Genomic DNA, 25,575 nt, shown 5'->3' with positions numbered 1-25,575 from the left:
CCGCATCTTTTTGTGACGCCGACTACACTTTATTTTCATTGGGATAGTCACTCAGGAAGGAGCTTATGACTCAAAAAATGCAGCATTTCTCGCTTAAGGTGCTGACGATAAACATTCATAAGGGCTTCACAGCATTTAACCGCCGCTTCATTTTACCGGAGCTGCGCGACGCGGTGCGCACCGTCAGCGCGGATATTGTCTGCCTGCAGGAGGTGATGGGCGCACACGAAGTGCATCCGCTTCACTTTGAAAACTGGCCCGACACGCCGCACTATGAATTTCTGGCCGACACCATGTGGAGTGACTACGCCTACGGCCGCAACGCGGTCTATCCGGAAGGGCATCACGGAAACGCGGTGCTTTCCCGCTACCCCATAGAACATTACGAAAACCGCGACGTTTCCGTTGGCGAGAGCGAAAAACGCGGCCTGCTATACTGCCGCATTAGCCCGCCCGACCTTGAGCTGCCCATCCATGTCGGCTGTGTTCATCTGGGCCTTCGAGAAACCCATCGTCAGGCGCAGCTGAAAATGCTGGCCGAATGGGCCAACGCGCTTCCCGAGGGTGAACCGGTAGTGGTGGCGGGCGATTTCAACGACTGGCGACAGCGGGCCAACCATCCGTTGAAAGTGGATGCCGGACTGGAGGAGATTTTTACTCGCGCCAACGGCAGGCCTGCGCGCACCTTCCCGGTCCGTTTCCCGCTGCTGCGGCTTGATCGCATCTACGTAAAAAATGCCCACGCCAGCAGCCCGACCGCCCTGGCGCTTCTCAACTGGCGGCATCTTTCCGACCACGCCCCGCTCAGCGCGGAGATCCACCTATGAAATGTTCCTGGCAGGAAGGCAACCGGATCACGCTGCTGGTCAACGGGGACGAGTACTACCCGGCCGTGTTTAAAGCGATTGATAACGCCCGGCAGAAAGTGATCCTCGAAACCTTTATCTGGTTCGAAGATAACGTCGGCAAGCAGCTGCACAGCGTGCTGCTGCGCGCCGCACAGCGTGGCGTCAAAATTGAAGTGCTGCTGGATGGCTACGGCTCGCCGGACCTCAGCGATGCGTTCGTCAATGAACTCACCGCCGCGGGGGTGGTGTTCCGCTACTACGATCCCGGCCCTCGCCTGTTCGGCATGCGTACCAACCTTTTCCGCCGGATGCACCGCAAAATTGTGGTGGTGGATGAGACGGTGGCGTTTGTCGGCGGCATTAACTACTCGGCTGAGCACATGTCCGACTACGGCCCGGAAGCAAAGCAGGACTACGCCATTCGCATTGAAGGCCCTGTGGTGCAGGATATTTTGCTGTTTGAGCTGGAGAACCTGCCGGGGAAAGAGGCCGTTCGCCGCTGGTGGCGACGCCGTCATCGCCCGGAAGAGAACCAGAAGCCCGGCGAAGCGCAGGCGCTTTTCGTCTGGCGCGACAACGGCGAACACCGGGACGACATTGAACGTCATTATCTCAAGATGCTCGCCAACGCGAAGCGCGAAGTGATTATTGCTAACGCCTACTTTTTCCCGGGCTATCGCCTGCTGCATGCCATGCGCAATGCGGCCCGACGCGGCGTGCGCGTGAAGCTGATCGTGCAGGGCGAGCCCGATATGCCGATCGTCAAAGTCGGGGCGCGGCTGCTGTATAACTATCTGGTGAAGGGCGGCGTACAGATCTACGAATATCGCCGCCGACCGCTGCACGGCAAAGTCGCGCTGATGGACGATCACTGGGCAACCGTGGGCTCCAGCAACCTCGATCCGCTGAGCCTGTCGCTTAACCTTGAAGCCAACCTGATCATTCACGATCGCCAGTTTAATCAGACCCTGCGGGATAACCTGCAGGCGTTGATCGTTAACGACTGCGTGCGCGTGGACGAATCCATGGTCCCCAAACGCACCTGGTGGAACCTGGGCATCAGCGTGGTGGTGTTCCACTTTCTGCGTCATTTCCCGGCTATGGTCGGCTGGCTGCCGGCGCACACGCCCAAGCTGGCGCAGGTGGACCCGCCGGTACAACCTGAAATGGAAACCCAGGACCGCATAGAAGCGGAAGACGGAGGCAAACCCTGATGTCGAAATCGCATCCGCGCTGGCGGCTGGCAAAAAAGATCCTGACCTGGCTGTTTTTCATTGCAGTCGCGGTGCTGCTGGTGGTCTACGCGCAGAAAGTTGACTGGGAAGAGGTGTGGAAGGTCATCCGCAACTATAACCGGATGGTGCTGCTGGGCGCGACGGGGCTGGTTATCGTGAGCTACCTGATGTACGGCTGCTATGATCTGCTGGGTCGGGCCTACTGCGGCCACAAGCTGGCCAAACGTCAGGTGATGCTGGTGTCGTTTATCTGCTACGCCTTTAACCTGACGCTGAGCACCTGGGTCGGGGGGATTGGCATGCGCTATCGCCTCTACTCGCGGCTCGGCCTGCCGGGCGGGACCATCACGCGTATTTTTTCCCTGAGCATTACCACCAACTGGCTGGGCTATATTCTGCTCGGCGGGGTGATCTTCACCATCGGCGTGGTGCAGCTGCCCGCGCACTGGTATATCGATGAGGCCACGCTGCGCATTCTGGGCATCGTACTGCTGCTGATTATCGCCGTTTATCTGTGGGCCTGCGCGTTTGCCAGACGCCGTCACATGACCATTAAAGGGCAAAAGCTGGTGCTGCCCTCATGGAAGTTTGCGGTGCTGCAGATGGCCGTTTCCAGCGCCAACTGGATGGCGATGGGGGCCATCATCTGGCTGCTGATCGGCGAGGACGTGAATTACTTCTTCGTGCTGGGCGTGCTGCTGGTGAGCAGTATTGCCGGGGTGATTGTACATATTCCGGCGGGGATCGGCGTGCTGGAGGCAGTATTTATTGCCCTGCTGGCCGGGGAGCACGTTTCTCAGGGAGCCATCATCGCTGCCCTGCTCGCCTACCGCATGCTGTATTACTTCCTGCCGCTGGCGCTGGCAACGATCTGCTATCTGGTGCTGGAGAGTCGGGCGAAAAAGCTGCGGGCGAAGAATGAGAGGATGCTGGCGAAGTGAATAAGTCGGGTGGCGGCTTCGCCTTACCCGACCTACGGTTCGCGCTTCGTAGGCCGGGTAAGGCGAAGCCGCCACCCGGCAAAGCAACCTTAACGACGGTTGCCGAAAATACGCAGCAGCATCAGGAACAGGTTGATGAAGTCCAGATAGAGCGTCAGCGCGCCCAGAATCGAGTATTTGCGCAGGTTAGAACTGTCGCGCACGTCGATCTGCTCGCCGATGTTTTTCAGCTTCTGGGTATCATACGCCGTCAACCCAACGAAGATCACCACACCGATATAGGTCACAGCCCACATCAGCGCTTCGCTCTTCAGCCACAGGTTCACCAGCGACGCCAGCACGATCCCAATCAGCCCCATAAACAGCATGCTGCCGAAGCCGCTCAGATCGCGCTTCGTGGTGTAACCGTACAGGCTCATCACACCAAACATCCCGCCGGTGACCACGAAGGTGCTGGCGATGGATGAGTAGGTGTAAACGATGAAAATGCTGGAAAGCGTCAGCCCCGTTAGCGCCGAATAGAGCATAAACAGGGTCGTTGCCATGCCGGCACTTAGCTTGTGCACCAGACCAGAAAGCACAAACACCAGCGCCAGCTGCGCGATAATAAGCCCAAAGAAGGTGATTTTGCTGGAGAAGATAAACATCATCAGCTCTGGCGTGTTCGCCGCATACCACGCGATAAACGCGGTAAGCAGCAGGCCAACCGTCATCCAGCCGTACACCTGAGCCATATACGTCTGCAGGCCGCTACGGGTCTGCTGTACTATTGAATCGGAACGCGGAAATCGGTCCATGATTCACTCCTGATTAAGATTAAGTAGACACACTCGTTAAGAGTAACACATCCACGTAAACCGACTACCAACGGCTGGCGGCCTGCTTATCGCTGTCGCGGGATTCTACCCAGCGCTCGCCTTCCGGCGTGGCTTCGCGCTTCCAGAACGGGGCTTTGGTTTTGAGGTAATCCATAATGAACTCTCCTGCCGCAAACGCGCTGCCGCGGTGCGCGCTGGTCACCCCGACGAAGACAATCTCCTCGCCGGGCCACATCTCGCCGATGCGGTGAATCACCGTGACGCGTCCGAGCGGCCAGCGGCCTCGCGCCTCGTCCACAATCTCCGCCAGCGATTTCTCGGTCATGCCGGGATAGTGCTCCAGCGTCAGCGCCTTCACGCTATCACCAAGATTGTGGTTGCGCACTTTGCCGGTGAAGGTGACAACCGCGCCGTCTTCATCGCGTTCCGCCAGCCAGCTGTATTCGGTCCCCACGTTAAAACGCTCGGGGCTCACCAGAATTCGGGTCTCTGACATCTTAGCCCCCCGTTACCGGCGGGAAGAAGGCCACTTCATCCCCTTCAGCCAGCGGGTGAGTGAACTCCACCAGCGTCTGGTTAACGGCGGCCAGCAGCTTGCCTTCGTCCAGCGCCAGCGCCCAGCGGTCGCCCTGTGCCGCCAGATGCGCGCGCAGGGCAGCGACGTTTTCGAAGGACGCATCCAGCGTCAGGCTGTCGGTATTCACCAGCTCGCGCACCTGCGCAAAAAAGAGCACCTTAATCATGGCTGTCCACCTTAAAATCACCCGATTTGCCGCCGCTTTTTGCCAGCAGGCGAACCGGGCCAATCACCATATCTTTCTGCACCGCTTTGCACATGTCGTAGATGGTCAGCGCGGCAACGGAGGCCGCCGTCAGCGCCTCCATCTCCACGCCGGTTTTGCCGGTTAAGCGGCAGAGTGACTCAATGCGCACGCGGCTCTGCTCCGGCTGGGCCTGCAGGTTCACCTCCACCTTGCTCAGCATCAGCGGATGGCACAGCGGAATTAAGTCCCAGGTGCGCTTGGCGGCCTGAATCCCCGCAATGCGCGCGGTCGCAAAGACATCCCCCTTATGGTGGCTGCCGTCGATAATCATCGCCAGCGTTTCCGGCAGCATGGTGACGAACGCTTCCGCGCGCGCCTCGCGCACCGTTTCCGCTTTGGCGGAGACGTCAACCATATGTGCTTCGCCAGCGGCGTTAATGTGGGTCAGTTGTGACATAGCTTATTTCTTTAAATGGGGATGGAAATTACACGGACGGGTGCGGGCATCCAGCTGCGGGGCGATGATGTTTTCCCACGCGGTGCGGCAGGCTTTCGTCGAACCCGGCATAGCGAAAATCAGGGTTTTGTTAGCCACTCCGGCAACGGCGCGCGACTGCAGCGTGGAGGTGCCAATCTCTTCAAAGGAGAGCATGCGGAACACCTCGCCGAAGCCTTCCACCTCGCGGTCGAACAGCGGGAGCAACGCTTCAGGCGCCTGATCGCCTGCGGTAAAGCCGGTGCCGCCGGTGATCAGCACCACCTGCACCTCATCACTCGCAATCCACTGCGAAACCTGAGCGCGAATGGCGTAGCGGTTCTCCTTCACGATCGCTTTATCGACGATGTTATGCCCCGCGTCATGGGCCGCCTCGCGCAGCCAGTGGCCGGAGGTATCATCCTCTTCGCCACGGCGGTCGGAAACGGTAAGGATAGCAATGCGTGTCGGGATAAATTCTGCGCTTACCTGACTCATCTTCTGATTCCTTCTTAAGCCTGATTACCCGCCGATGTAGGACAGGTTCTGAGTAATGCCGGTATTGCCCTGATGCAGGAAGTGGGTCTGTTTTTTATGCGTCAGCGCTTCAGAAATGCGTGCTTCAAGCGCGTCCTGCTGCGCATCGTCTTCCAACAGATCGCGAAGGTCCACGCCGCCGTCGCCGAACAGGCAAAGGTGGAGCTTGCCAACGGAAGAGACGCGCAGGCGGTTGCAGCTGGCGCAGAAGTCTTTCTCATAGGGCATGATGAGCCCAATTTCCCCTTCGTAATCAGGATGGCAGAAGACCTGCGCCGGGCCGTCGCTGCGCTGGCGGATCTGGTGGATCCAGCCGCGCCTGAGCAGCTCGTCGCGCAGCACCATGCCGGAGATGTGGTGCCGACGAAACAGCTCGCTACCCTCGCCGGTTTCCATCAGCTCAATAAAACGCAGCTGAATGGGGCGGGATTTAATCCACGCCAGGAAGGTATCGAGCTGGTGATGGTTTACATCACGCATCAGCACCGTGTTGACTTTGACTTTTTCGAAGCCGGCCGCAAATGCCGCATCGATACCGTCCATGACCTGCTGGAATTTATCCTGGCCGGTAATGGCGTGGAACTGGCGGGCGTCCAGACTGTCCACGCTGACGTTAATGGCGGTTAAGCCCGCATCGCGCCAGGTGGCCACGTCGCGCGCCATGCGGTAACCGTTGGTGGTGACGGCAATCTGGCGGATACGTTCGTTTTCACGCACGGCGGCAATGATGTCGGGGAAATCGCGGCGCAGCGAGGGCTCTCCGCCGGTCAGACGCACTTTTTCGGTGCCGAGCTCAGAGAAGGCGCGCGTGACGCGGCGCACTTCATCCACGGAGAGAAAGCCGTTATTGGTGACGCTGCCCGGTTTGTAGCCGTCGGGCAGGCAGTAGGTGCAACGGAAATTGCACACATCGGTAATCGACAGACGTAAGTAATAAAACTTACGCGCGAAAGCATCAGTAAGTTGTGAAGCCATGTACACCTTTCCAGATCGGGAGGCACAGTCATTTCTTTCTGTACCCTGGTGGCAAATTCGCCACGGCCAGAGCGCCATATCTTTCGACACAGGCACAAGGGCTAGAGTGTATGTTTTCAATTTTGAAAACGTGGTTAGGGCGATAGTAGCGCGGAAATTCTTACGGCGCCATTATCGCTTTACGCTATATAATCATCTATATAGCGAGTCATTCCTGCATTTTCGCTACAGAATACCTAAAAACCGCATTTTCACATTGATATACGTCATTTTGCATCAGGTGAGGCATCGTCTTTTAGGGGTAGTTAGGTTACTGTTACGCGATCGAACGTGATAAGGAATACGTATGCGCAATCGCACATTTGCGGATCTTGACCGAGTGGTCGCTCTTGGCGGAGGCCACGGCCTGGGCCGCGTCATGTCCTCTTTGTCGTCACTCGGCTCAAGGCTGACAGGGATAGTAACCACCACCGACAACGGCGGGTCAACCGGGCGGATCAGACGTGCCGAAGGCGGCATTGCCTGGGGAGATATGCGCAACTGCCTGAACCAGTTAATTACCGAACCCAGCGTCGCGTCGGCGATGTTTGAGTACCGTTTTGGCGGTAATGGCGAACTTTCCGGGCATAACCTCGGAAATCTGATGTTAAAGGCGCTGGATCACCTGAGCGTAAGGCCTCTGGAAGCCATCAACTTAATCCGTAATTTGCTCAAAGTGGACGCATTCCTAATCCCCATGTCTGAACAACCGGTAGACTTGATGGCAATCGATGCCGAAGGGCATGAAGTTTACGGTGAAGTGAATATTGACCAGCTCATCCTGCCGCCAGCGGAGTTAATGACCTATCCGAGCGTGCCCGCCACGCGAGAAGCGGTGGAGGCAATCGGGGAAGCGGATCTTATCCTGATCGGTCCGGGAAGTTTTTATACCAGCCTGATGCCAATTCTGCTGGTGAAAGAGCTGGCGCAGGCGCTGCGCCGCACCCCTGCCCCGATGGTTTACATCGGTAACCTGGGGCGTGAGCTGAGCCCGGCAGCCGCAAGCCTGTCGCTGGCGGATAAACTCAATTTGATGGAGCATTACGTCGGTAAGAAGATCATTGACGGCGTGGTGGTGGGGCCGAAGGTGGATGTATCCGGTATCGGCGATCGCCTGGTGGTGCAGGAGCCGCTGGAGGCCTCAGACATCAAGTATCGTCACGACCGGCATCTGCTGCGCGAGGCGCTGGAGAAGGCGATTCAGGCGCTGGGTTAGATTCGTTTTGTGCGGCCTGATGCCCTCACCCCGGCCCTCTCCCACGGAGCTGAGGAACCCCCAGTAATTTCTCTACACGAAGCGATGAATGTTGCTTCAGGAAAATGAACGGCTTGCAGTGACGCCCTGGTCCGGCTGTAAATCGCTGAGGCGTTTCCTGCAGGCCGGGGCGAGGCGCAGGGATGCGCCGAGAGGGCGGGCTTTACATGGACGTTGCCTCCGCCCGTACCCGACAAGACGGAAGGAATAAGCCGAGAGCACCGCGAAGCGGCGATTTACCGCCGGGAGCCCGGGTCGCCAGGGCGGCGGCGACTGAGCCGCCCTGGCACGTTCACCGGTACAGGAATCACAGAGTAGCAAGGAACATAAAGTGAACGGAATGACCACCGCTGCCGTATGTTCCCCTCACCCTAACCCTCTCCCCAAAGGGGCGAGGGGATTGTTCAGTGCTCGCATTATTTTGTGGGGATTCCTCAACCCACGGGGAGAGGGAGAAAACAACGCTTTACTCACGATGCCGCGATAAACAGATCCCGCAGCTGATGAAGCTGGTCGCGGATCTGCGCCGCCTCTTCGAACTCCAGGTTCTGCGCGTGCTGCATCATCTGCCCTTCCAGCTCGCGGATTTTCTGCTGCAGCGCTTTTGGCGTCAGCACGACGGTATCTTCTTCCACCACTGAACGCGCCTTGCCGCGGCCTTTCGCTTTGGTTTTGGCGATGTTCTGACCCAGCGCCAGAATATCCACCACCTTCTTGTTCAGCCCCTGCGGCGTAATGCCGTGCTCTTCGTTGTAGCGCTGCTGTTTCTCGCGGCGGCGCTCCGTTTCACTAATCGCTTTCGCCATCGACGGGGTGATTTTGTCACCGTACAGAATCGCTTTACCGTTGACGTTACGCGCGGCGCGGCCAATGGTCTGAATCAGCGAACGCTCGGAACGCAGGAAGCCCTCTTTATCCGCGTCCAGAATCGCCACCAGCGAAACTTCCGGCATATCCAGACCTTCTCGCAGCAGGTTGATCCCTACCAGCACGTCAAACTCGCCCAGACGCAGGTCGCGGATAATCTCCATGCGCTCCACGGTATCGATATCCGAGTGCAGATAACGCACCTTCTCGCCGTGCTCTTCGAGATACTCGGTCAGGTCTTCCGCCATGCGCTTGGTGAGCGTGGTCACCAGCACGCGCTCGTTGATGGCGGAACGGGCGCGAATTTCCGAGAGCAGATCGTCTACCTGCGTGGCCACCGGACGCACCTCGATAACCGGATCCAGCAGCCCGGTCGGACGCACCACCTGGTCAACCACCTCATCGCCCGATTTTTCCAGCTCGTAGTTGCCCGGCGTGGCCGAGACGTAGATGGTTTGCGGCGCCAGCGCCTCAAACTCTTCAAACTTCATCGGACGGTTATCCAGCGCTGACGGCAGGCGGAAGCCGTACTCCACCAGCGTCTCTTTACGCGCCCGGTCACCGCGGTACATCCCGCCGATCTGCGGGATCGTGACGTGGGATTCGTCGATCACCAGCAAACCGTCTGCCGGAAGGTAATCAAACAGCGTCGGCGGCGGCTCGCCCGGCCCGCGCCCGGAGAGGAAGCGGGAGTAGTTTTCGATGCCGGAGCAGTAGCCCAGCTCGTTCATCATCTCCAGATCGAACTGGGTACGCTGGCTGAGGCGCTGCTCTTCGAGCAGCTTATTGTTCGCCAGCAGCACCTTACGGCGCTCGGCCAGCTCCACTTTGATCTCTTCCATCGCCTGCACGATACGCTCGCGCGGCGTCACGTAGTGCGTTTTCGGGTAGATGGTGAAGCGCTGGATCACCGACTCAACGTGTCCGGTCAGCGGGTCGAAGAGTGACAGGCGTTCGACCTCCTCGTCAAACAGCTCGACGCGCAGCGCCATATCGTCCGATTCTGCCGGGAAGATGTCGATCACTTCGCCGCGCACGCGGAACGTACCACGCTGGAAGGCCTGATCGTTGCGGGTGTACTGCAGCTCCGCCAGACGACGTAAAATAGCGCGCTGGTCGATGATCATCCCCTGCGTCAGGTGCAGCATCATCTTGAGATAGAGATCCGGATCGCCCAGACCGTAGATCGCGGAAACCGAGGCGACAACGATCACGTCACGACGCTCCAGAAGCGCCTTAGTGGCCGACAGTCGCATCTGCTCGATGTGTTCGTTCACTGAGGCATCTTTTTCAATGAAGGTGTCAGAGCTCGGCACATAGGCTTCAGGCTGGTAGTAGTCGTAGTAGGAGACGAAATACTCCACCGCGTTTTCAGGGAAGAACTCTTTCATCTCGCCGTAAAGCTGCGCGGCCAGGGTTTTGTTGGGCGCCAGCACCATCGTGGGGCGCTGGAGATCCGCAATCACGTTGGCGATGGTAAATGTTTTACCCGAGCCGGTTACCCCCAGCAGCGTCTGGTGCGCCAGCCCATCTTCCAGCCCCTCTTCCAGACGACGGATCGCCTCAGGCTGATCGCCTGACGGACGGAAAGCAGAATTCAATTTGAACGGTTTACTCATGGGCGACAACCTGATGACGTTATAAGCGGCAGGTGAGTAATTTTACTCCTTGTTGCCAGGAATGCCAGTAAAAAACACTGGATGAAAAACCAGTAGCATGTCAGGATATTTAGAGTAGCGCCTGAATGATTAGCGCGAGAGCGACCAAAATTTGGACTGTGACAACATAAAACACCAGTCAGGTCAGGTTATCCCCAGAACTTTTTCTTTTTTAACATTTGTCAAGCCAGGTAATGATAGTTTTGTGGCAACCGGTGACAGTTTCATGACGGGAATTGCTTTTATCTAAGCAATTAAAAATTAAACGATATTTTCTAAAGCCGTGTTTCGCGTCAATTTGGGCGTAAGCCGCGCCCTCTCTCGCTTATCGCGTGTTTTCTAACTCTAATGCACAAGGTTATCCACAGGAATAGTGGATAACTGCTTCCAGCCCATGCAGACAGGCGCTCCGCAAATTCCCGGATTTTCCCACGAGACGGCGGCAAAAAATTTTTATAGCTATTTTTTGCTGATTAACAGTTGCGTCATTCATAACCAACCGATGCGATCTTGCTCACATTTCCACCATTTCGGGCTCTGCACCACAACTCACCACCGCTGGCACCGTCGATGTGCAATCCCGGTTTTTATCCACCGCGCTTCTGTGACTTATTCCTAAAAAAGCCGCTTTTTTAATCACTTTCCGCTTTATGGCAGGGGTTTTGCAGATTGAACGACGAGCCACACCTACACACATTTTTAAGGAGAGAAAGATGTTGAGTCTGCGTGCAGTGAATCAGTTTTACGGAAGTCAACATACGCTATGGAATGTGGATTTAGATTTTCCGCAAGGGATGTGTACAGGCGTCGTTGGCCTGCCGGGCATGGGTAAAACCACCCTCATGAATTGCATCGCCGGGAAAGTGCCCGTCGAAAGCGGCAGCATCATCTGGTATGAGGCGGGCGCGCCGCCGCGCGATTTGCTCAACCCGCCGTCAGAACAGCGCTCCGGACCGGGGATTGGCTATGTCTCGCAGGACAGGCGGATCTTCTCTCAGCTAACGATTGAGGAGAACCTGCATATCGCCATGCGGGCGACGGGGAAACCTAACCCGGAGGCGAAAAATGACGTTTACGATCTGTTTCCGGCGCTCTATGGGGTGCGACAAACCCGCGCCAACACGCTCTCTCCGGACCACCAGTATCAGCTGGCGCTGGCTAATGCGCTGGTAAACCGCCCTCACCTGCTGATCCTGGATGAACCCCTGCACGGCGCTGGGCACAGCGTTGCCCAGAAGCTGGTGCAGCTGCTGGGACGATTAAACCGGGAGCTGGGTATGACGGTGTTATTAGCCGAGCAGCAGCTGTCGTTTATCCGCCGGGTGGCGGACCGTTTCTGTATGCTCTATCGCGGGCGTAACGTGGCGCAGGGCCACGTTAACGAACTGGATGATGAGCTTATCGCTCACTGGATGTCGCGGGAAGCAAAACGCTGAGATCGAGATAACGTCCGGTTTCGGCATTTTCCGCGCCGTCAGCAAGCCAGGGAATCTCCCCGAGGCACGGCGCGGGAAGGACACGCCTGAGCGTCGCCAGATACTCCTGATGGCGTTTACCCGGCGCAACCACGTCGTTGGCTATCCAGCCCGCCAGACGTAGTCCGGCCTGCTGTACGGCCTGCGCGGTCAACATGGCGTGATTGATACAGCCCAGCTTGACGCCGACGACAAGAATGACCGGAAGCTGCTCGGCCTGCACCCAGTCAGCAAACGTCTGCGCGTCTGAAAGCGGCGTAAACCAGCCGCCGGCCCCTTCCACCAGCACCCAGTCGGCCTGATTTTCCAGCGTCCGCAATCCGGCGGACAGTACGGCAAAATCAATCGGACGACCTTCGTCAGCGCTGATAATGTGCGGCGAGGTCGGCTCGGCAAAGGTGTACGGATTCACCGCGGAATAGGCAAGCTCACACGTGCTGTTACGCTGGAGCGCCAGCGCGTCGGTGTTGCGTAACCCTTCCGCCGTCATCTCGCTGCCGGAAGCTACAGGCTTATACCCGGCGGTGTTTTTTCCGAGCAGCCGTGCCGCCTGCAGCAGCGCCGAACTGGCTACCGTTTTGCCCACTTCTGTGTCCGTGCCGGTAACAAAATAACGTTCAGTCACGTTCGATAATCCCATGAAAAAGTTGATAGGAGAGCGGGAATTGACCCCGCTGCTGCGGCCAAGCCAGCTCAAGGCGCTGCAGCTGCCCCCGGGTGAGCGGTTTTTTCTCGCGTCCGGTATGCAGGTGCGTGGCGCCTATGCCCTTCAGCGAACGCATGGCGCTGAACGCATCGCTAAAATTGAGCGTGATGGTCTGCACCACGCTGCGAGCGCGCCAGCCTGCCAGCGCCTGCGTCACCTGCTGATGCGATAAGAACCGGTTAGCGTGCGGCTGTTCATCGACCGCCTGCCAGGCCTGATTCAGCTCCGGCAGCGAACTTTCCAGCAGGGTGGTAAAAGCCACCTTCCCACCCGGTCGCGCCACGCGATAAAGCTCGCGCAAGGCCTGCGGCAGGCTGCTGCACCACTGAACCGCCAGATGGCTCCAGACCAGATCAAACTGCGCGTCCGCCAGCGGGATCGCCTCGATATCGGCCAGCAGATAACGATCTGCAGCCTGCCGCTGACGCGCCTCTTCCAGCATCCGGGCGGAGAGATCGATAGCCGTCACCTGGCTTCCCGCCCCGCGCCAGTAGCGGCTGTTGCTGCCGGGACCACAGCCGGCGTCCAGCACCTGTGGAAAACGGTTCTCGCCAAGGGCGGCAAGAAGCCCCTGCGCGCTCAGACGCTGCAGCTCATCATGCTGCGAATAGCTCTGCGCGGCGCGACCAAATGCCGCCGCGATGGCCTGCTTATTCACCGGCATCATGGAGCGCCTCCAGCAACGTCTCAATATCCTGTCGTTCATGCGCCGCCGTCAGGGTTAAGCGTAGCCGCGCCGTGCCCGGCGGCACGGTGGGCGGACGGATGGCGGTCACCCACATGCCGCGCTCGCGCAGCGCCTGTGCCAGCGCCAGCGCGCGGCCGTTTTCGCCGACAATCACCGGCTGGATAGCGCTCTGCGAATCGGGACTGCGGAAGGGCAGCACCGCTAACCCCTGGCAGAAGCGAGAGATATGCTCTGCCAGACGCTGGCGACGCTCATCCCCTTCCGCGCTGCGGATGACCGCCAGCGACGCCGACAGCGCCACGGCCTGCGCCGGGGGCATGCTGGTGCTGTAAATCAGGTGTCGGGCAAACTGCAGCAGATAGTCGGCAACGGATTCGCTGCACAGCACGGCGGCGCCGCTGACGCCAAAGCCTTTGCCGAAGGTGACAATCAGCAGTTCCGGCTTCACGTTTTGCTGATACGCGCTGCCTCGCCCTTCGTCGCCCATTACGCCAGCGCCGTGGGCATCGTCCACCAGCAGCCAGGCATTCTGCCGTTTTGCGGCCTCATGCAGCGCGGCAAGCGGCGCGCTGTCGCCGTCCATGCTGAACACCCCTTCCGTGACCGCCAGCTGTTGTCCTTCACACGGTTTATCCAGCAGCGCAGCAAGCTGTTCCGCATCGTTATGGGCAAAACGCCGCAGCTGAGCCGGGCTTAAATTTGCCGCCTCCAGCAGGGACGCATGGCTTAAGCGATCGGCAACAATGCGATCGTCCTTCCCCATCAGGGCCGTAATGACCGCCTGATTGGCGGCAAAGCCGGAGATAAACAGCAGCGCGCGCGGGTAGCCGAGCCAGTCGGCAAGCGCCTCTTCCAGCGCCTGATGCGCCGTGGTGTATCCGCTGACGTGTCCCGATCCGCCGCTTCCCACGCCAAACCGCTCAGCGCCCTGCTGCCAGGCACGGATGATGGCCGGATGCTGGCTCAGCCCGAGATAATCGTTGCTGGAGAAATTGCAGAACCGCTGGCCTTCACGGGTAAGAAAACGGCCCGCGCCGTTTTCAACCACCCTGCGAACGCGAAATGCCTCTGCCGCCCGACGGTCGTCGAGCGCAGAGTTGATACGTGCCTGCCAGGTCATACGGCTGCCGCGTTGTAGAACTGGTCGGTGTCGGCGTTGAAAATCTGCTGCTCCAGCTGCTGCTGTTGCTCGTTATCGCCCGTCAGCACTTCGGTCTGATGCGGGTTCAACCCCAGCTTGCGGAACAGCTGAACGTCTTTGTCCTCTTCCGGGTTCGGCGTGGTCAGCAGCTTGCAGCCGTAGAAGATGGAGTTGGCTCCGGCCATAAAGCACATCGCCTGGGTCTGCTCGTTCATCTGCTCGCGGCCCGCCGAGAGGCGAACGTAAGAGGTCGGCATCATGATGCGCGCCACCGCGATGGTGCGAATAAAATCAAACGCATCCACGTCCTCGTTATCCGCCAGCGGCGTACCCTTGACCTTCACCAGCATGTTGATTGGCACGCTTTCCGGCGGGGTCGGCAGGTTCGCCAGCTGCAGCAGCAGGCCCGCGCGGTCTTTCACCGTTTCGCCTAAGCCCACGATGCCGCCGGAACAGACCTTGATTCCCGCGTCGCGCACTTTATCCAGCGTGTCCAGACGCTCCTGATAGGTACGGGTGGTGATGATGTTGCCGTAAAACTCCGGAGAGGTATCGAGGTTGTGGTTGTAGTAGTCCAGCCCCGCGGCCGAGAGGCGCTGCGCCTGCTCTTCGTTGAGCGTACCGAGGGTCATACAGGCTTCGAGACCCATCTCCTTCACGCCCTTCACCATCTGCTCCAGGTACGGCATGTCGCGATCGTGCGGGTTTTTCCACGCCGCGCCCATGCAGAAGCGGGTCGAGCCGGCGTTTTTCGCCTTGCGCGCGGAGTCGAGGACCTGCTCCACTTCCATCAGGCGCTCTGACTCCAGACCGGTTTTGTAGCGCGCGCTCTGCGGGCAATATTTGCAGTCTTCGGGGCAGGCGCCGGTCTTGATCGACAGCAGCGTGCTGACCTGAACATGGCGAGGATCGAAGTGCTGACGATGCACCTGTTGGGCTTCGAACATCAGCTCAAGGAAAGGTTTATTGAATAATTCAGTGACTTGCGACATCGTCCAGCGTGCGTGGTGAGCCATCGGGCTTCTCCAAAGGGTTTTGTTAATTTTCGGTTCGGTTTATACTCGTAAACCTAAAACTTTTCAAAATGGTTTACAAGTCGATTATGACCCAGGACGATCTCGCCTTCGACAAGCAGCATATCTGGCACCCTTACACCTCCACCACCCGCCCCCTTCCCGTCTATCCGGTGGCCTCGGCCCACGGCTGCGAGCTGCACCTCGCCAGCGGCGAGCGGCTCGTTGACGGGATGTCTTCCTGGTGGGCGGCCATTCACGGGTATAACCACCCGCGCCTGAATGCGGCGATGAAGGCGCAGATTGACCAGATGTCGCACGTGATGTTTGGCGGGATCACCCATCAGCCCGCCGTAGATTTATGCCGCCGTCTGGTGGCGATGACGCCTGAATCGCTGGAGTGCGTGTTCCTGGCCGACTCCGGCTCCGTGGCGGTGGAAGTGGCGATGAAAATGGCGCTGCAGTACTGGCATGCGAAGGGCGAAACGCGCCAGCGGTTCCTCACCTTCCGCAACGGCTATCACGGGGATACCTTCGGGGCGATGTCGGTGTGCGATCCGGATAACTCCATGCACAGCCTGTGGAAGGGGTATCTGCCGGAAAACCTGTTCGCCCCTGCGCCGCAGAGCCGCTTCGACGGCGAGTGGAACGAGATGGACATGGTCGGCTTCGCGCGGCTGATGGCAGCGCATCGTCACGAAATTGCTGCCGTCATTCTTGAACCGATCGTGCAGGGCGCGGGCGGAATGCGGATGTACCATCCGGAATGGCTGAGGCGTATTCGCAGGATGTGCGACCGCGAGGGCATTCTGCTGATTGCCGATGAGATCGCCACCGGCTTTGGCCGCACCGGCAAGCTGTTTGCCTGCGAGCATGCGGGTATCGCCCCGGATATTCTGTGTCTGGGTAAAGCGCTGACCGGCGGCACCATGACGCTCTCCGCCGCGCTCACGACCCGCCAGGTTGCCGACACCATCAGCGACGGCGAGGCGGGCTGCTTTATGCACGGCCCGACGTTTATGGGCAACCCGCTGGCCTGCGCCGTCGCAAGCGAAAGCCTGGCCATTCTGGAGAGCGGCGAGTGGCAGACGCAGGTGGCGGCGATTGAGGCGCAGCTGAAAGATGAGCTGAATGCCGCCTCGGGTGCGAATTTCGTGGCGGACGTGCGCGTGCTGGGCGCCATCGGCGTGATTGAAACCACCCATCAGGTGAATATGGCGGCGCTGCAGCGCTTCTTCGTGGAACAGGGCGTGTGGGTCCGGCCTTTCGGCAAGCTTATCTACCTGATGCCGCCGTACAGCATTACCCCGGAGCAGCTGCGTAAATTAACCGACGCGGTCGTAACAGCCGTTAACATTCCCGCGCATTTCACGATTTAGCCCTATGCATTACACTTGCAGAACGAGTGATTAACGAGGGTAAACCGTATGAAAATCATCAGTAAAGATCTGCGCGACGGTGAAAAACTGCCGGAACGCCACGTATTCAACGGCATGGGGTATCAGGGAGACAATATCTCCCCGCACCTGGCGTGGGACGAGGTTCCGGCAGGCACTAAAAGCTTTGTCGTGACCTGCTACGACCCGGATGCGCCTACCGGCTCCGGCTGGTGGCACTGGATTGTGGCGAACCTGCCTGCCGACACGCGCGTCCTGCCGCAGGGCTCCGGTTCAGATCTGGTTGCCCTGCCTGAAGGCGCCATTCAGACGCGCACTGACTTCGGTAAAGCGGGCTACGGCGGCGCGGCGCCACCAAAAGGGGAAACCCACCGCTATATCTTCACGGTGCACGCGCTGGATGTGGAGAAGATTGAGGTCGATGAAGGCGCGAGCGGCGCGATGGTCGGGTTTAACGTGCATTTCCATTCGCTGGGTAGCGCGTCGATTACGGCGATGTATTCCTGAAAAAAGCCGGGTGGCGGCTACGCCTTACCCGGCCTGGATTTCGCATTCGTAGGCCCAGTAAGCGCAGCGCCACCGGGCAAAAATCACAGCACCGGCGGCAACAGCACCACCAGCCGCCCTTCTTCCAGAAGCTGCATCGCCTTATCAATATCCGGCGCAAAGAAGCGGTCATCATCGTAATGCGATACATGCTCGCGCAGCGCATGACGCGCCTGCTCCAGCAGCGGGCTGGATTTGAGCCCTTCACGCAGATCGATACCCTGACTCGCCGCCAGCCATTCCACCGCCAGCACGCCGCGGGTGTTGGAGGCCATCTCCCACAGACGACGCCCGGCAGCCGGTGCCATCGAAACGTGATCTTCCTGGTTTGCCGACGTTGGCAGGCTGTCCACGCTGTGCGGATGCGACAGCGCCTTGTTCTCGCTTGCCAGCGCTGCGGCCGTCACCTGAGCAATCATAAAGCCCGAGTTGACCCCGCCGTTACGCACCAGGAACGGCGGCAGCTGGGACATGTGTTTATCCATCATCAGCGCGATACGGCGCTCTGATAACGCGCCGACTTCGGCAATCGCCAGGGCGATATTATCCGCCGCCATTGCCACCGGCTCGGCGTGGAAGTTACCGCCGGAGACCACCTCGTTTTCCTCGGCGAACACCAGCGGGTTATCGGACACCGCGTTGGCCTCCACCAGCAGCACCTCTGCCGCCTGGCGCAGCTGCGTCAGGCACGCGCCCATCACCTGCGGCTGGCAGCGCAGGGAATACGGATCCTGAACCTTCTCGCAGTTATGGTGTGAATCGGCAATTTCGCTGGTGTCGGTAAGCACGTGACGGTACATCGCGGCGGCATCAATCTGCCCGCGCTGACCGCGCACCTCGTGGATGCGGGCATCGAACGGCCGACGCGAGCCCAGCACGGCTTCGGTTGTCAGCGCACCGCATACCACCGCCGAGGCAAACAGATCTTCCGCTTCAAACAGGCCGCGCAGCGCGAAGGCGGTCGACGCCTGGGTGCCGTTCAGCAGCGCCAGCCCCTCTTTCGCCGCCAGTGTGATCGGCGTTAAGCCAGCTTTTTTCAGCGCCTCTTTCGCCGGAAGCCACTCGCCCTGCCAGCGCGCTTTGCCTTCGCCCAGCAGCAGCAGCGACATGTGGGCCAGCGGCGCAAGATCGCCGGAAGCCCCGACGGAACCCTTCGCCGGGATCCACGGATAGACCTCCGCATTCACCAGCGCCATCAGCGCCTGAATCACGCTCAGGCGAATGCCGGAAAAGCCGCGCGCCAGGCTGTTGATTTTGAGAACCATCATCAGACGGACAATCTCATCATCCAGCGGCTGACCCACACCCGCCGCGTGCGACAGCACCAGCGAACGCTGTAAGTTTTCCAGATCGTGTGTCGCGATGCGGGTCTGCGCCAGCAGCCCAAAGCCGGTGTTAATCCCGTAGGCCGTGCGCCCTTCGGCAACGATGGCTTCGACGCAGGCGACGCTGTCGTTAATGGCGGCTTGGGCACTTGCATCCAGCGAAAGGGTGACCGACTGACGCCAGACGTTACGCAGCTGTTTGAGCGTCAGCGAGCCGGGAGTGAGTGTTAATGCGTTCATCAATGCTTTCCTTGTGTGGCAGGGATCATCGGCAGGTTAAGGCCCTGCTCTTTGGCACAGTCAATGGCAATCTCATAACCCGCATCCGCGTGACGCATCACGCCGGTGGCCGGGTCGTTGTGCAGTACGCGAGCAATACGCGCGGCGGCTTCATCCGTTCCGTCACAGACGATGACCATTCCGGAATGCTGGGAGAAGCCCATCCCCACGCCGCCGCCGTGGTGCAGCGACACCCAGGTCGCGCCGCTGGCGGTATTCAGCAGGGCGTTCAGCAGCGGCCAGTCGGAGACCGCATCCGAGCCGTCGCGCATGGCTTCGGTTTCGCGGTTCGGGCTGGCGACGGAGCCGGAGTCCAGGTGGTCGCGGCCGATGACAATCGGCGCGGAGACTTCACCGCTGCGCACCATTTCGTTAAAGGCCAGGCCGAGTTTTTGACGCCACTCCAGCCCTACCCAGCAGATACGCGCTGGCAGGCCCTGGAAGTTAATGCGCTCGCGGGCCATGTCCAGCCAGTGGTGCAGGTGTTCGTCATCGGCGACGATCTCCTTCACTTTGGCGTCGGTTTTGTAGATATCCTCCGGGTCACCGGACAGGGCAACCCAGCGGAACGGACCGATACCGCGGCAGAACAGCGGGCGGATATAGGCCGGGACGAAGCCCGGGAAGTCGAAGGCGTTACTCACGCCCATCTCTTTCGCCATCTGGCGGATGTTGTTGCCGTAGTCAAAGGTCGGAATGCCCATCTGGCTGAAGGCCAGCATGGCGGAGACGTGCTCGGCCATGGAGCGTTTCGCGGCAAGCACCGTGCCTTCCGGATCGGTTTCCGCTTTTTGCTGATAGTCTTCCCACGTCCAGCCTTTTGGCAGGTAACCGTGCAGCGGGTCATGGGCGCTGGTCTGGTCGGTAACCAGATCCGGACGCACGCCGCGGGCGACGAGCTGCGGGAGAATGTCCGCCGCGTTGCCGCACAGGGCAATCGACACCGCTTTACCTTCGGATGTGTATTTTTTGATGCGCGCCAGCGCATCGTCCAGATCGGTTGCCTGTTCATCGACGTAGCGGGTACGCAGGCGGAAATCAATGCGGCTCTGCTGGCATTCAATATTGAGCGAGCACGCGCCGGCAAGCGTGGCGGCCAGCGGCTGTGCGCCGCCCATCCCGCCGAGACCCGCGGTTAATACCCAGCGGCCTTTCAGCGAGCCGTTGTAGTGCTGGCGACCGGCTTCCACGAAGGTTTCGTAGGTGCCCTGCACAATCCCCTGGCTGCCGATATAGATCCAGCTACCCGCGGTCATCTGGCCATACATCGCCAGCCCTTTTGCGTCCAGTTCGTTGAAGTGTTCCCACGTTGCCCAGTGCGGCACGAGGTTAGAGTTGGCGATCAGCACGCGCGGCGCGTTTTTGTGCGTTTTAAACACGCCAACCGGCTTGCCGGACTGCACCAGCAGGGTTTCGTCGTGTTCGAGTTCGGTCAGGGATTTTACAATTGCGTCATAGCATTCCCAGTTGCGCGCGGCGCGGCCAATGCCGCCGTAGACCACCAGCTCGTGGGGGTTCTCCGCCACCTCAGGGTCAAGGTTGTTCATCAACATGCGCAGCGGGGCTTCGGTGAGCCAGCTTTTGGCGGTGAGAGTGGTGCCGCGCGCGGCGCGGACATCCTGCTGGCGGTATTTACCTGACGACATTGTGTGCTCCTCATACGGGACAGTGATGTATTTAGATATACTTGTATAGACAAGCACACACAAGGTCGGATTTAACAAAAAAGATACAATTTTGTTATATTGCGTTAGCTATCACGCTTTTAAAACTTATGACATAAAGTGGCCCTGAAGCCGATAGCGGTTCCCCGGGAAAAGCAGCCGGGCATGCGACACAATGTGCGACGAGGACCAGGTTCGACGGCGGATCAGCAGGCACGGATCGTGCTCTTTAATGCGCAGCCGCTCGCACTCCTGCGGCGTGGCGCGCACGGCTTCCACAATGTGCTCTCCTTCCGTCAGCGGTGCGACAAGCGAAAGATAGGCGTGAGGCGTAGTCTGGGTGTAATCCTGGTTCAGGTAGTCCGGTATCCGTTCGGCGTTAACGCAGCGATCTTCAATCTGCACCGGAATGTCGTTCTCAAAATGCACCATCACCGAGTGGAAGATGCGGCTTCCCTCTTTGACATTCAGCTCTACCGCCTGCTCGGCGCTGGCCTGGGTCTCTTCGAGCACCAGTACCTCACAGCGGTGCTGATGATTACGCGCGGCAATTTCGTCCGCGATGCTGCGGATTTCAAACAGGGCAGACTGCCCTTTCGGTTCCGCCACAAATGTCCCCACGCCCTGCAGGCGTACCAGAAGCCCTTCGTCGGTCAGCTCGCGCAGCGCCCGGTTGACGGTCATCCGGCTAAAACCAAACTGCGCCACCAGCTCAGCCTCCGAGGGAATGCGATCGTGCGGCCGCCAGACGCCGGTGGCGATTTTTTCGCTGATCGCCTGCTTTACCTTTTCGTAGAAAGGCGCGGGAGAGCTTGACTGCGGCAGGGGTGAGCGTGAAAACATCGTGACTCCTTGAATAGTGTTATGCCCACCAGTGAGCAATTTGCCAGGCCAGACGGGCGGCAAGCTTTGCGCCCTGTCCGTCCCGATCGTACTGCGGGTTAAACTCTACCAGATCGGCGGCCTGTAGCTTACCGCTACGGCAGATTTGTTCGATAACCAGGAGAAGATCCAGCGCCGGTATGCCTAACGCAGCCGGCGCGGACACGGCGGGCATTTCGCTGGCGGGCAGCACGTCCAGATCGATCGTCAGGTAGACGCGATCGGCCTGCGCCAGCACCTTTTCCAGCGCGAACAGTGCATCGCGCCTGAAATGGAGATCTTCCACCAGCGTGACGTTCAGGCGTTCGGCCTCATCCCACAAAGCCTGCGTGTTCGCCGCCCGGCTCACGCCAAAGCAGGCGTACTGAAATGCCCGCCCGCGCTCATCGCAGTAATGCGCCAGCTGGCGAAACGGAGTGCCGGACGTTGCCCGGTCGGCCTTGCGCAGATCGAGATGGGCATCAAGATTGATAATGACAACCCGCTCGTTCGGGAAGGCGTCCAGCACGCCGCGACCGTGCGCCCAGGCGGTTTCGTGCCCGCCGCCAAAGACCAGCGTACGCATCCCGGACTGCTGACAGGCCGTGACGGCATCGCTTAACGCCTGCTGCGCCGCTTCCAGCTCGTCGCCTTCAACGTATACCGAGCCCATATCCGCCAGCCGCTCGTGCCCCTGATGGCTTGCCATATTCGCCAGCGCTTTTCGCAGCATATCCGGTGCCTGCACGGCGCCAGGCCTGCCCTGATTGCGTTTAACCCCTGCATCACATTCAAAGCCTATCAGCGCGATGCCGGATGGAAGCGGCGTGAACTGCCCCTGCTGCTTTATCGTCTGGAAAATTCGCTTTGCATTGCTGGCCTCGGCGCTGTCGTCGCGCCCCTGCCAGACCGTTTCGGCTACGGGCCGCCATAATCTCATGCTGCCTCCCCACGGAAAATACGTTGATACAGCGGATTTCGTCCCGGCTCGTAGACCATCTCTACCGGATGGTGCGCATCCCAGACGACGAAATCAGCGACAAACCCTGCCCGCAACTGTCCGTGGGTTTCACCGCGGCCCAGCGCCTGCGCGGCATGCCGCGTGACGCCAGCCCAGGCCTCTTCAGGCGTCAGGCCAAACTGGACGCAGGCCATGTTCATCGCCAGGTGCAGGCTGGCAAACGGGCTGGTGCCGGGGTTATAGTCGGTCGCGACGGCCATCGGTACCCCCTGTTTTCTGAGCCGTTCCACCGGCGGACGCTGGCGCTCCTGCAGAAAATAGAACGCCCCCGGCAACAGGACCGCAACCGTGCCGCTTTCCGCCATCGCCTGAACGCCCGCGTCGTCGAGATATTCGATATGATCGGCGGAGAGTCCCTTATACCGGCTGACCAGCGCCGCACCGCCCTGATTTGACAGCTGCTCGACATGCCCTTTTACCGGGATACCGAGCGCGGCTGCCGCCTTAAAGAGGCGCTCGGTTTGCGACGGCGTAAAGCCGACGTTTTCGCAGAACACGTCTACTGCTTCGTATAACTTTTTTTGCCACAGCGTGGGCAATATCTGCTCACAGACCAGCGTGAGGTACGCATCCGGATCCAGTCGGTATTCCGGCGGAACCGCATGCGCCGCCAGCAGCGTTGGGCTGATATCAACCGGATTATTAAGGCTCAGCTGGCGAGCGACCTGCAGCATCTTCTCTTCGGCCTCGGCGTTGAGACCGTATCCGGATTTGATTTCAACCGTAGTGACGCCTTCATTCATCAGACGCTGAAGCCGCTGCTGCGCCAGCTCAAGCAGGGTTTCGGGCGAGCTGCTGCGCGTCGCCGTCACGGTAGCGTTAATCCCGCCCCCCTGGGCGCTGATGGTTTGATAAGAGACGCCGTTCAGACGCTGCTCCCACTCCGCCGCGCGATCGCCGCCAAATACCAGGTGGGTATGGCAGTCAATCAGGCCAGGCGTGACCAGACGCCCCTGAAGATCGACACAGTGCCGGTGTCCGGCCGGAATGTCAGATTCAGGGATCACGGCCAGAAGGGTGTGGCCGCGTACAACCAGGGCGTGTTGCTCTTTCAGTCCATAGGGCGCACAGACGTCAGGCGCCATCGTAGCCAGTCGCGCGTTTCGCCATATCACATCGTCGGGATGAATCTGCTGCATGGGCGTTCCACTTGTCATGGGTTGTATAGACATTTATTTGCATCCACCGTCAACTGTCAACTGCCTTGAAGGAAAATGTTATTTATTTGTGATCACTTACCTGCCGCTCCTGGGCTAAAAATGCAACTTTTACCCTTTTTATCTTCCCGTTTCGCTCAACTTAGTATAAAAAAGCAGGCTATTTCGTCTATCCCGTTTAAGACTTGCATACCCAGGAGCTCTACCTTGAACATTTCCAGGATTTCCCGTCTGGCGTTAGCACTCGCCTTTGGCGTGACCTTATCCGCATGCAGTTCAACACCACCGGATCAGCGCCCTTCTGAGCAGGTTGCGCCCGGTACCGCCTCCCGCCCGATTTTGTCCGCTGATGAAGCGAAGAACTTCGATCGTGCGCATTACTTCTCGGCGATGGATCCTAACGCTGCGCCGTGGACACCGTCTTCTATTAACCTGCCTAAACAGCCTGACTTCGTGGTTGGCCCGGCGGGTGCGCAGGGCGTAACGCATACCTCTATTCAGGCTGCGGTTGATGCTGCCATTACTAAACACAGCGCGTCTCGCCAGTACATCGCGATCCTGCCAGGTGAATATGAAGGCACCGTATATGTTCCGGCGGCACCAGGCAGCATTACGCTTTACGGTCTGGGCGAAAAAGCAATCGACGTAAAAATTGGCCTGGCGATTGATTCCGAAATCGACAGCAACACCTGGCGTCACCTGGTGAACCCGGCCGGTAAATATATGCCGGGTAAGCCGGCTTGGTACATGTTTGATAACTGCCAGAGCAAGCGTTCCGCCACCATTGGCGTGATGTGCTCGGCGGTATTCTGGTCTCAGAATAACGGTCTGCAGCTGCAGAACCTGACCATTCAGAACACCCTGGGCGACAGCGTTGACGCCGGTAACCACCAGGCCGTCGCGCTGCGTAGCGATGGCGATCAGGTGCAGATTAACAACGTCAACATTCTGGGCCGTCAGAACACCTTCTTCGTGACCAACAGCGGTGTGCAGAACACCCTGCAGAATAACCGCCTGACCCGTACCCTGGTGACCAACAGCTACGTTGAAGGTGACGTGGATCTGGTCTCCGGCCGCGGCGCGGTGGTGTTTGATAACACCGATTTCCGCGTGGTGAATTCACGTACTCAGCAGGAAGGTTACGTGTTTGCTCCGGCAACCCAGTCTAACCTCTTCTATGGCTTCCTGGCCGTGAACAGCCGCTTTAATGCTGCCGGTGACGGCGTGGCACAGCTGGGACGATCCCTGGACGTGGACTCTTCAACCAACGGTCAGGTCGTGATCCGCGACAGCGTGATCAACGAAGGCTTCAACATGGCGAAACCGTGGGCGGATGCCGCGATCTCCAAACGTCCGTTCTCCGGCAATACCGGTGCAGTGGATGATAAAGGGAACGTGCAGCGCAACCTCAACGACGCTAACTTCAACCGCATGTGGGAGTACAACAACCGCGGTCTGGGTAGCAAAGTGGTTGCTGAGCCGAAGCAGTAATAAGATGAGAGTAAAAGGGGGAGTTTAATCCCCCTTTTTACTGCGACTGAATGCGTCAGGCTCCAAACTTAAGATACGCATCCAATAGTTGCATAATCGCAACCATGAGTTGCAGGAACAGAATTGCCCATTCCACACCGCTCATACGCCACTCCTTTGGTATAGAGCACTTCTCCCCTGATTTACCTTTCCGCTGCCTGTCATCAGAGGTGTGTTGGTTATGTTTTGATGTGCTCCGCAGTTTAGGCACTGTCGGCACCACCCGACAGCCAGGACTGAATACGAATCCTGAATTGCGGAACTGCAACACATCAAGCCAACGGACAGAATGATATCAAATCACTACTGTATATAAAAACAGATAAGATCTGTTTAGGAATTTATAAAGAAAATGCATCT

General features: G+C 59.0%; 25 protein-coding genes and 1 riboswitch. Of the genes, 8 read left to right on the top strand and 17 right to left on the bottom strand.

From position 1 onward, the window contains the following. Window positions 1-65: 65 nt before the first annotated feature. Genes V1587_RS09085 through V1587_RS09075 form a run of 3 tightly spaced genes read left to right on the top strand, consistent with a single transcriptional unit; the run spans window position 66 to window position 3,024 of the window. Window positions 66-827 carry an endonuclease/exonuclease/phosphatase family protein gene (locus V1587_RS09085; RefSeq protein ID WP_371898540.1) on the top strand — a complete coding sequence of 254 codons (762 nt, stop codon included), beginning with the start codon at window positions 66-68 and terminating at the stop codon, window positions 825-827. After that, window positions 824-2,062, top strand: a complete 1,239-nt coding sequence (gene clsB / locus V1587_RS09080; protein WP_371898541.1) for a cardiolipin synthase ClsB — start codon at window positions 824-826, stop codon at window positions 2,060-2,062. Before V1587_RS09085 ends, clsB begins: the two co-directional genes overlap by 4 nt. Continuing rightward, window positions 2,062-3,024 (top strand): lysylphosphatidylglycerol synthase domain-containing protein, encoded by a 963-nt coding sequence (locus V1587_RS09075; protein WP_371898542.1) that lies wholly within the window; start codon window positions 2,062-2,064, stop codon window positions 3,022-3,024. The genes clsB and V1587_RS09075 overlap by 1 nt, the downstream gene beginning before the upstream one ends. Before the next feature lie 89 nt (window positions 3,025-3,113). Here V1587_RS09075 and V1587_RS09070 read toward each other — a convergent pair whose 3' ends face one another. From V1587_RS09070 to moaA, 6 genes are all read right to left on the bottom strand, one after another. Further along, window positions 3,114-3,821: a Bax inhibitor-1/YccA family protein gene (locus V1587_RS09070; protein WP_047354271.1), complete on the bottom strand. Its 708-nt coding sequence runs from the start codon at window positions 3,819-3,821 to the stop codon at window positions 3,114-3,116. Between the two features lie 64 nt (window positions 3,822-3,885). Then, window positions 3,886-4,338, bottom strand: coding sequence for a molybdopterin synthase catalytic subunit MoaE (gene moaE, locus V1587_RS09065; RefSeq protein ID WP_371898851.1), 453 nt, complete (start codon window positions 4,336-4,338; stop codon window positions 3,886-3,888). Window position 4,339: 1 nt separating this feature from the next. Further along, a complete protein-coding gene (moaD, locus tag V1587_RS09060) occupies window positions 4,340-4,585 on the bottom strand; it encodes a molybdopterin synthase sulfur carrier subunit (protein ID WP_371898852.1) in 246 nt (81 codons plus the stop codon). Continuing rightward, window positions 4,578-5,063 (bottom strand): cyclic pyranopterin monophosphate synthase MoaC, encoded by a 486-nt coding sequence (gene moaC, locus V1587_RS09055; protein WP_023292962.1) that lies wholly within the window; start codon window positions 5,061-5,063, stop codon window positions 4,578-4,580. The genes moaD and moaC overlap by 8 nt, the downstream gene beginning before the upstream one ends. A 3-nt stretch (window positions 5,064-5,066) precedes the next feature. Then, a complete protein-coding gene (moaB, locus tag V1587_RS09050) occupies window positions 5,067-5,579 on the bottom strand; it encodes a molybdenum cofactor biosynthesis protein B (RefSeq protein WP_045403780.1) in 513 nt (170 codons plus the stop codon). 24 nt (window positions 5,580-5,603) lie between these two features. Beyond that, window positions 5,604-6,593, bottom strand: a complete 990-nt coding sequence (gene moaA / locus V1587_RS09045) for a GTP 3',8-cyclase MoaA (protein WP_048222132.1) — start codon at window positions 6,591-6,593, stop codon at window positions 5,604-5,606. Continuing rightward, window positions 6,581-6,714: riboswitch (molybdenum cofactor riboswitch) on the bottom strand. Its footprint overlaps the gene before it by 13 nt. 225 nt (window positions 6,715-6,939) lie before the next feature. Between moaA and yvcK the strand changes: the two genes are divergently transcribed. Beyond that, window positions 6,940-7,848, top strand: coding sequence for a uridine diphosphate-N-acetylglucosamine-binding protein YvcK (gene yvcK / locus V1587_RS09040; protein ID WP_371898854.1), 909 nt, complete (start codon window positions 6,940-6,942; stop codon window positions 7,846-7,848). A 509-nt stretch (window positions 7,849-8,357) separates the two neighbouring features. On the opposite strand, the gene uvrB is transcribed toward yvcK, so the two are convergent. Further along, complete coding sequence (gene uvrB / locus V1587_RS09035; protein ID WP_371898855.1) at window positions 8,358-10,373, bottom strand: excinuclease ABC subunit UvrB; 2,016 nt, start codon at window positions 10,371-10,373, stop codon at window positions 8,358-8,360. Window positions 10,374-11,125: 752 nt separating this feature from the next. On the opposite strand from uvrB, the gene V1587_RS09030 reads away from it, so the two are divergent. After that, the gene (locus V1587_RS09030) at window positions 11,126-11,848 is read left to right on the top strand and encodes an ABC transporter ATP-binding protein (RefSeq protein WP_371898856.1); all 723 of its coding nucleotides are present in this window, start codon (window positions 11,126-11,128) and stop codon (window positions 11,846-11,848) included. Here the strand turns inward: V1587_RS09030 and bioD are convergent. From bioD to bioB, 4 genes are read right to left on the bottom strand one after another with little or no spacing between them, the layout of a single operon-like run. Beyond that, the gene (bioD, locus tag V1587_RS09025; protein WP_395314567.1) at window positions 11,811-12,512 is read right to left on the bottom strand and encodes a dethiobiotin synthase; all 702 of its coding nucleotides are present in this window, start codon (window positions 12,510-12,512) and stop codon (window positions 11,811-11,813) included. The two genes, V1587_RS09030 and bioD, sit on opposite strands and share 38 nt — an antisense overlap. After that, window positions 12,505-13,260, bottom strand: coding sequence for a malonyl-ACP O-methyltransferase BioC (bioC, locus tag V1587_RS09020; RefSeq protein ID WP_371898858.1), 756 nt, complete (start codon window positions 13,258-13,260; stop codon window positions 12,505-12,507). Before bioC ends, bioD begins: the two co-directional genes overlap by 8 nt. Next, window positions 13,244-14,401 (bottom strand): 8-amino-7-oxononanoate synthase, encoded by a 1,158-nt coding sequence (gene bioF, locus V1587_RS09015; protein WP_371898859.1) that lies wholly within the window; start codon window positions 14,399-14,401, stop codon window positions 13,244-13,246. The genes bioC and bioF overlap by 17 nt, the downstream gene beginning before the upstream one ends. Further along, window positions 14,398-15,438, bottom strand: coding sequence for a biotin synthase BioB (bioB, locus tag V1587_RS09010; RefSeq protein WP_008501133.1), 1,041 nt, complete (start codon window positions 15,436-15,438; stop codon window positions 14,398-14,400). The genes bioF and bioB overlap by 4 nt, the downstream gene beginning before the upstream one ends. A gap of 86 nt (window positions 15,439-15,524) precedes the next feature. Between bioB and bioA the strand changes: the two genes are divergently transcribed. After that, complete coding sequence (bioA, locus tag V1587_RS09005; RefSeq protein WP_395314566.1) at window positions 15,525-16,814, top strand: adenosylmethionine--8-amino-7-oxononanoate transaminase; 1,290 nt, start codon at window positions 15,525-15,527, stop codon at window positions 16,812-16,814. A 48-nt stretch (window positions 16,815-16,862) separates the two neighbouring features. After that, window positions 16,863-17,339, top strand: coding sequence for a kinase inhibitor (locus tag V1587_RS09000; protein ID WP_008501131.1), 477 nt, complete (start codon window positions 16,863-16,865; stop codon window positions 17,337-17,339). 83 nt (window positions 17,340-17,422) lie between these two features. Here the strand turns inward: V1587_RS09000 and hutH are convergent, their stop codons facing one another. The 5 genes from hutH to hutI form a co-directional block, all read right to left on the bottom strand. Continuing rightward, the gene (hutH, locus tag V1587_RS08995; RefSeq protein ID WP_371898861.1) at window positions 17,423-18,943 is read right to left on the bottom strand and encodes a histidine ammonia-lyase; all 1,521 of its coding nucleotides are present in this window, start codon (window positions 18,941-18,943) and stop codon (window positions 17,423-17,425) included. Then, window positions 18,943-20,628: a urocanate hydratase gene (gene hutU, locus V1587_RS08990; RefSeq protein WP_371898862.1), complete on the bottom strand. Its 1,686-nt coding sequence runs from the start codon at window positions 20,626-20,628 to the stop codon at window positions 18,943-18,945. The genes hutH and hutU overlap by 1 nt, the downstream gene beginning before the upstream one ends. Window positions 20,629-20,754: 126 nt before the next feature. Beyond that, entirely contained in the window at window positions 20,755-21,489 is a 735-nt protein-coding gene (locus V1587_RS08985; protein WP_371898863.1) for a histidine utilization repressor, read from the bottom strand. Between the two features lie 19 nt (window positions 21,490-21,508). Next, the gene (hutG, locus tag V1587_RS08980; RefSeq protein WP_371898864.1) at window positions 21,509-22,447 is read right to left on the bottom strand and encodes a formimidoylglutamase; all 939 of its coding nucleotides are present in this window, start codon (window positions 22,445-22,447) and stop codon (window positions 21,509-21,511) included. Further along, a complete protein-coding gene (gene hutI / locus V1587_RS08975) occupies window positions 22,444-23,667 on the bottom strand; it encodes an imidazolonepropionase (protein WP_371898865.1) in 1,224 nt (407 codons plus the stop codon). Before hutI ends, hutG begins: the two co-directional genes overlap by 4 nt. Before the next feature lie 225 nt (window positions 23,668-23,892). Here hutI and V1587_RS08970 point away from each other — a divergent pair, with 225 nt between their 5' ends. Continuing rightward, window positions 23,893-25,176 (top strand): putative acyl-CoA thioester hydrolase, encoded by a 1,284-nt coding sequence (locus V1587_RS08970; RefSeq protein ID WP_371898866.1) that lies wholly within the window; start codon window positions 23,893-23,895, stop codon window positions 25,174-25,176. A 55-nt stretch (window positions 25,177-25,231) separates the two neighbouring features. Here V1587_RS08970 and tisB read toward each other — a convergent pair whose 3' ends face one another. Next, complete coding sequence (tisB, locus tag V1587_RS08965) at window positions 25,232-25,321, bottom strand: type I toxin-antitoxin system toxin TisB (protein WP_023332440.1); 90 nt, start codon at window positions 25,319-25,321, stop codon at window positions 25,232-25,234. Window positions 25,322-25,575: the final 254 nt, after the last annotated feature.

Source organism: Enterobacter sp. ECC-249 (assembly GCF_043965265.1).
Classification (GTDB): domain Bacteria; phylum Pseudomonadota; class Gammaproteobacteria; order Enterobacterales; family Enterobacteriaceae; genus Enterobacter; species Enterobacter quasiroggenkampii.
The sequence above is the reverse complement of the archived record's forward strand: the minus strand, read 5'-3'. Positions and strand labels throughout refer to the sequence as shown.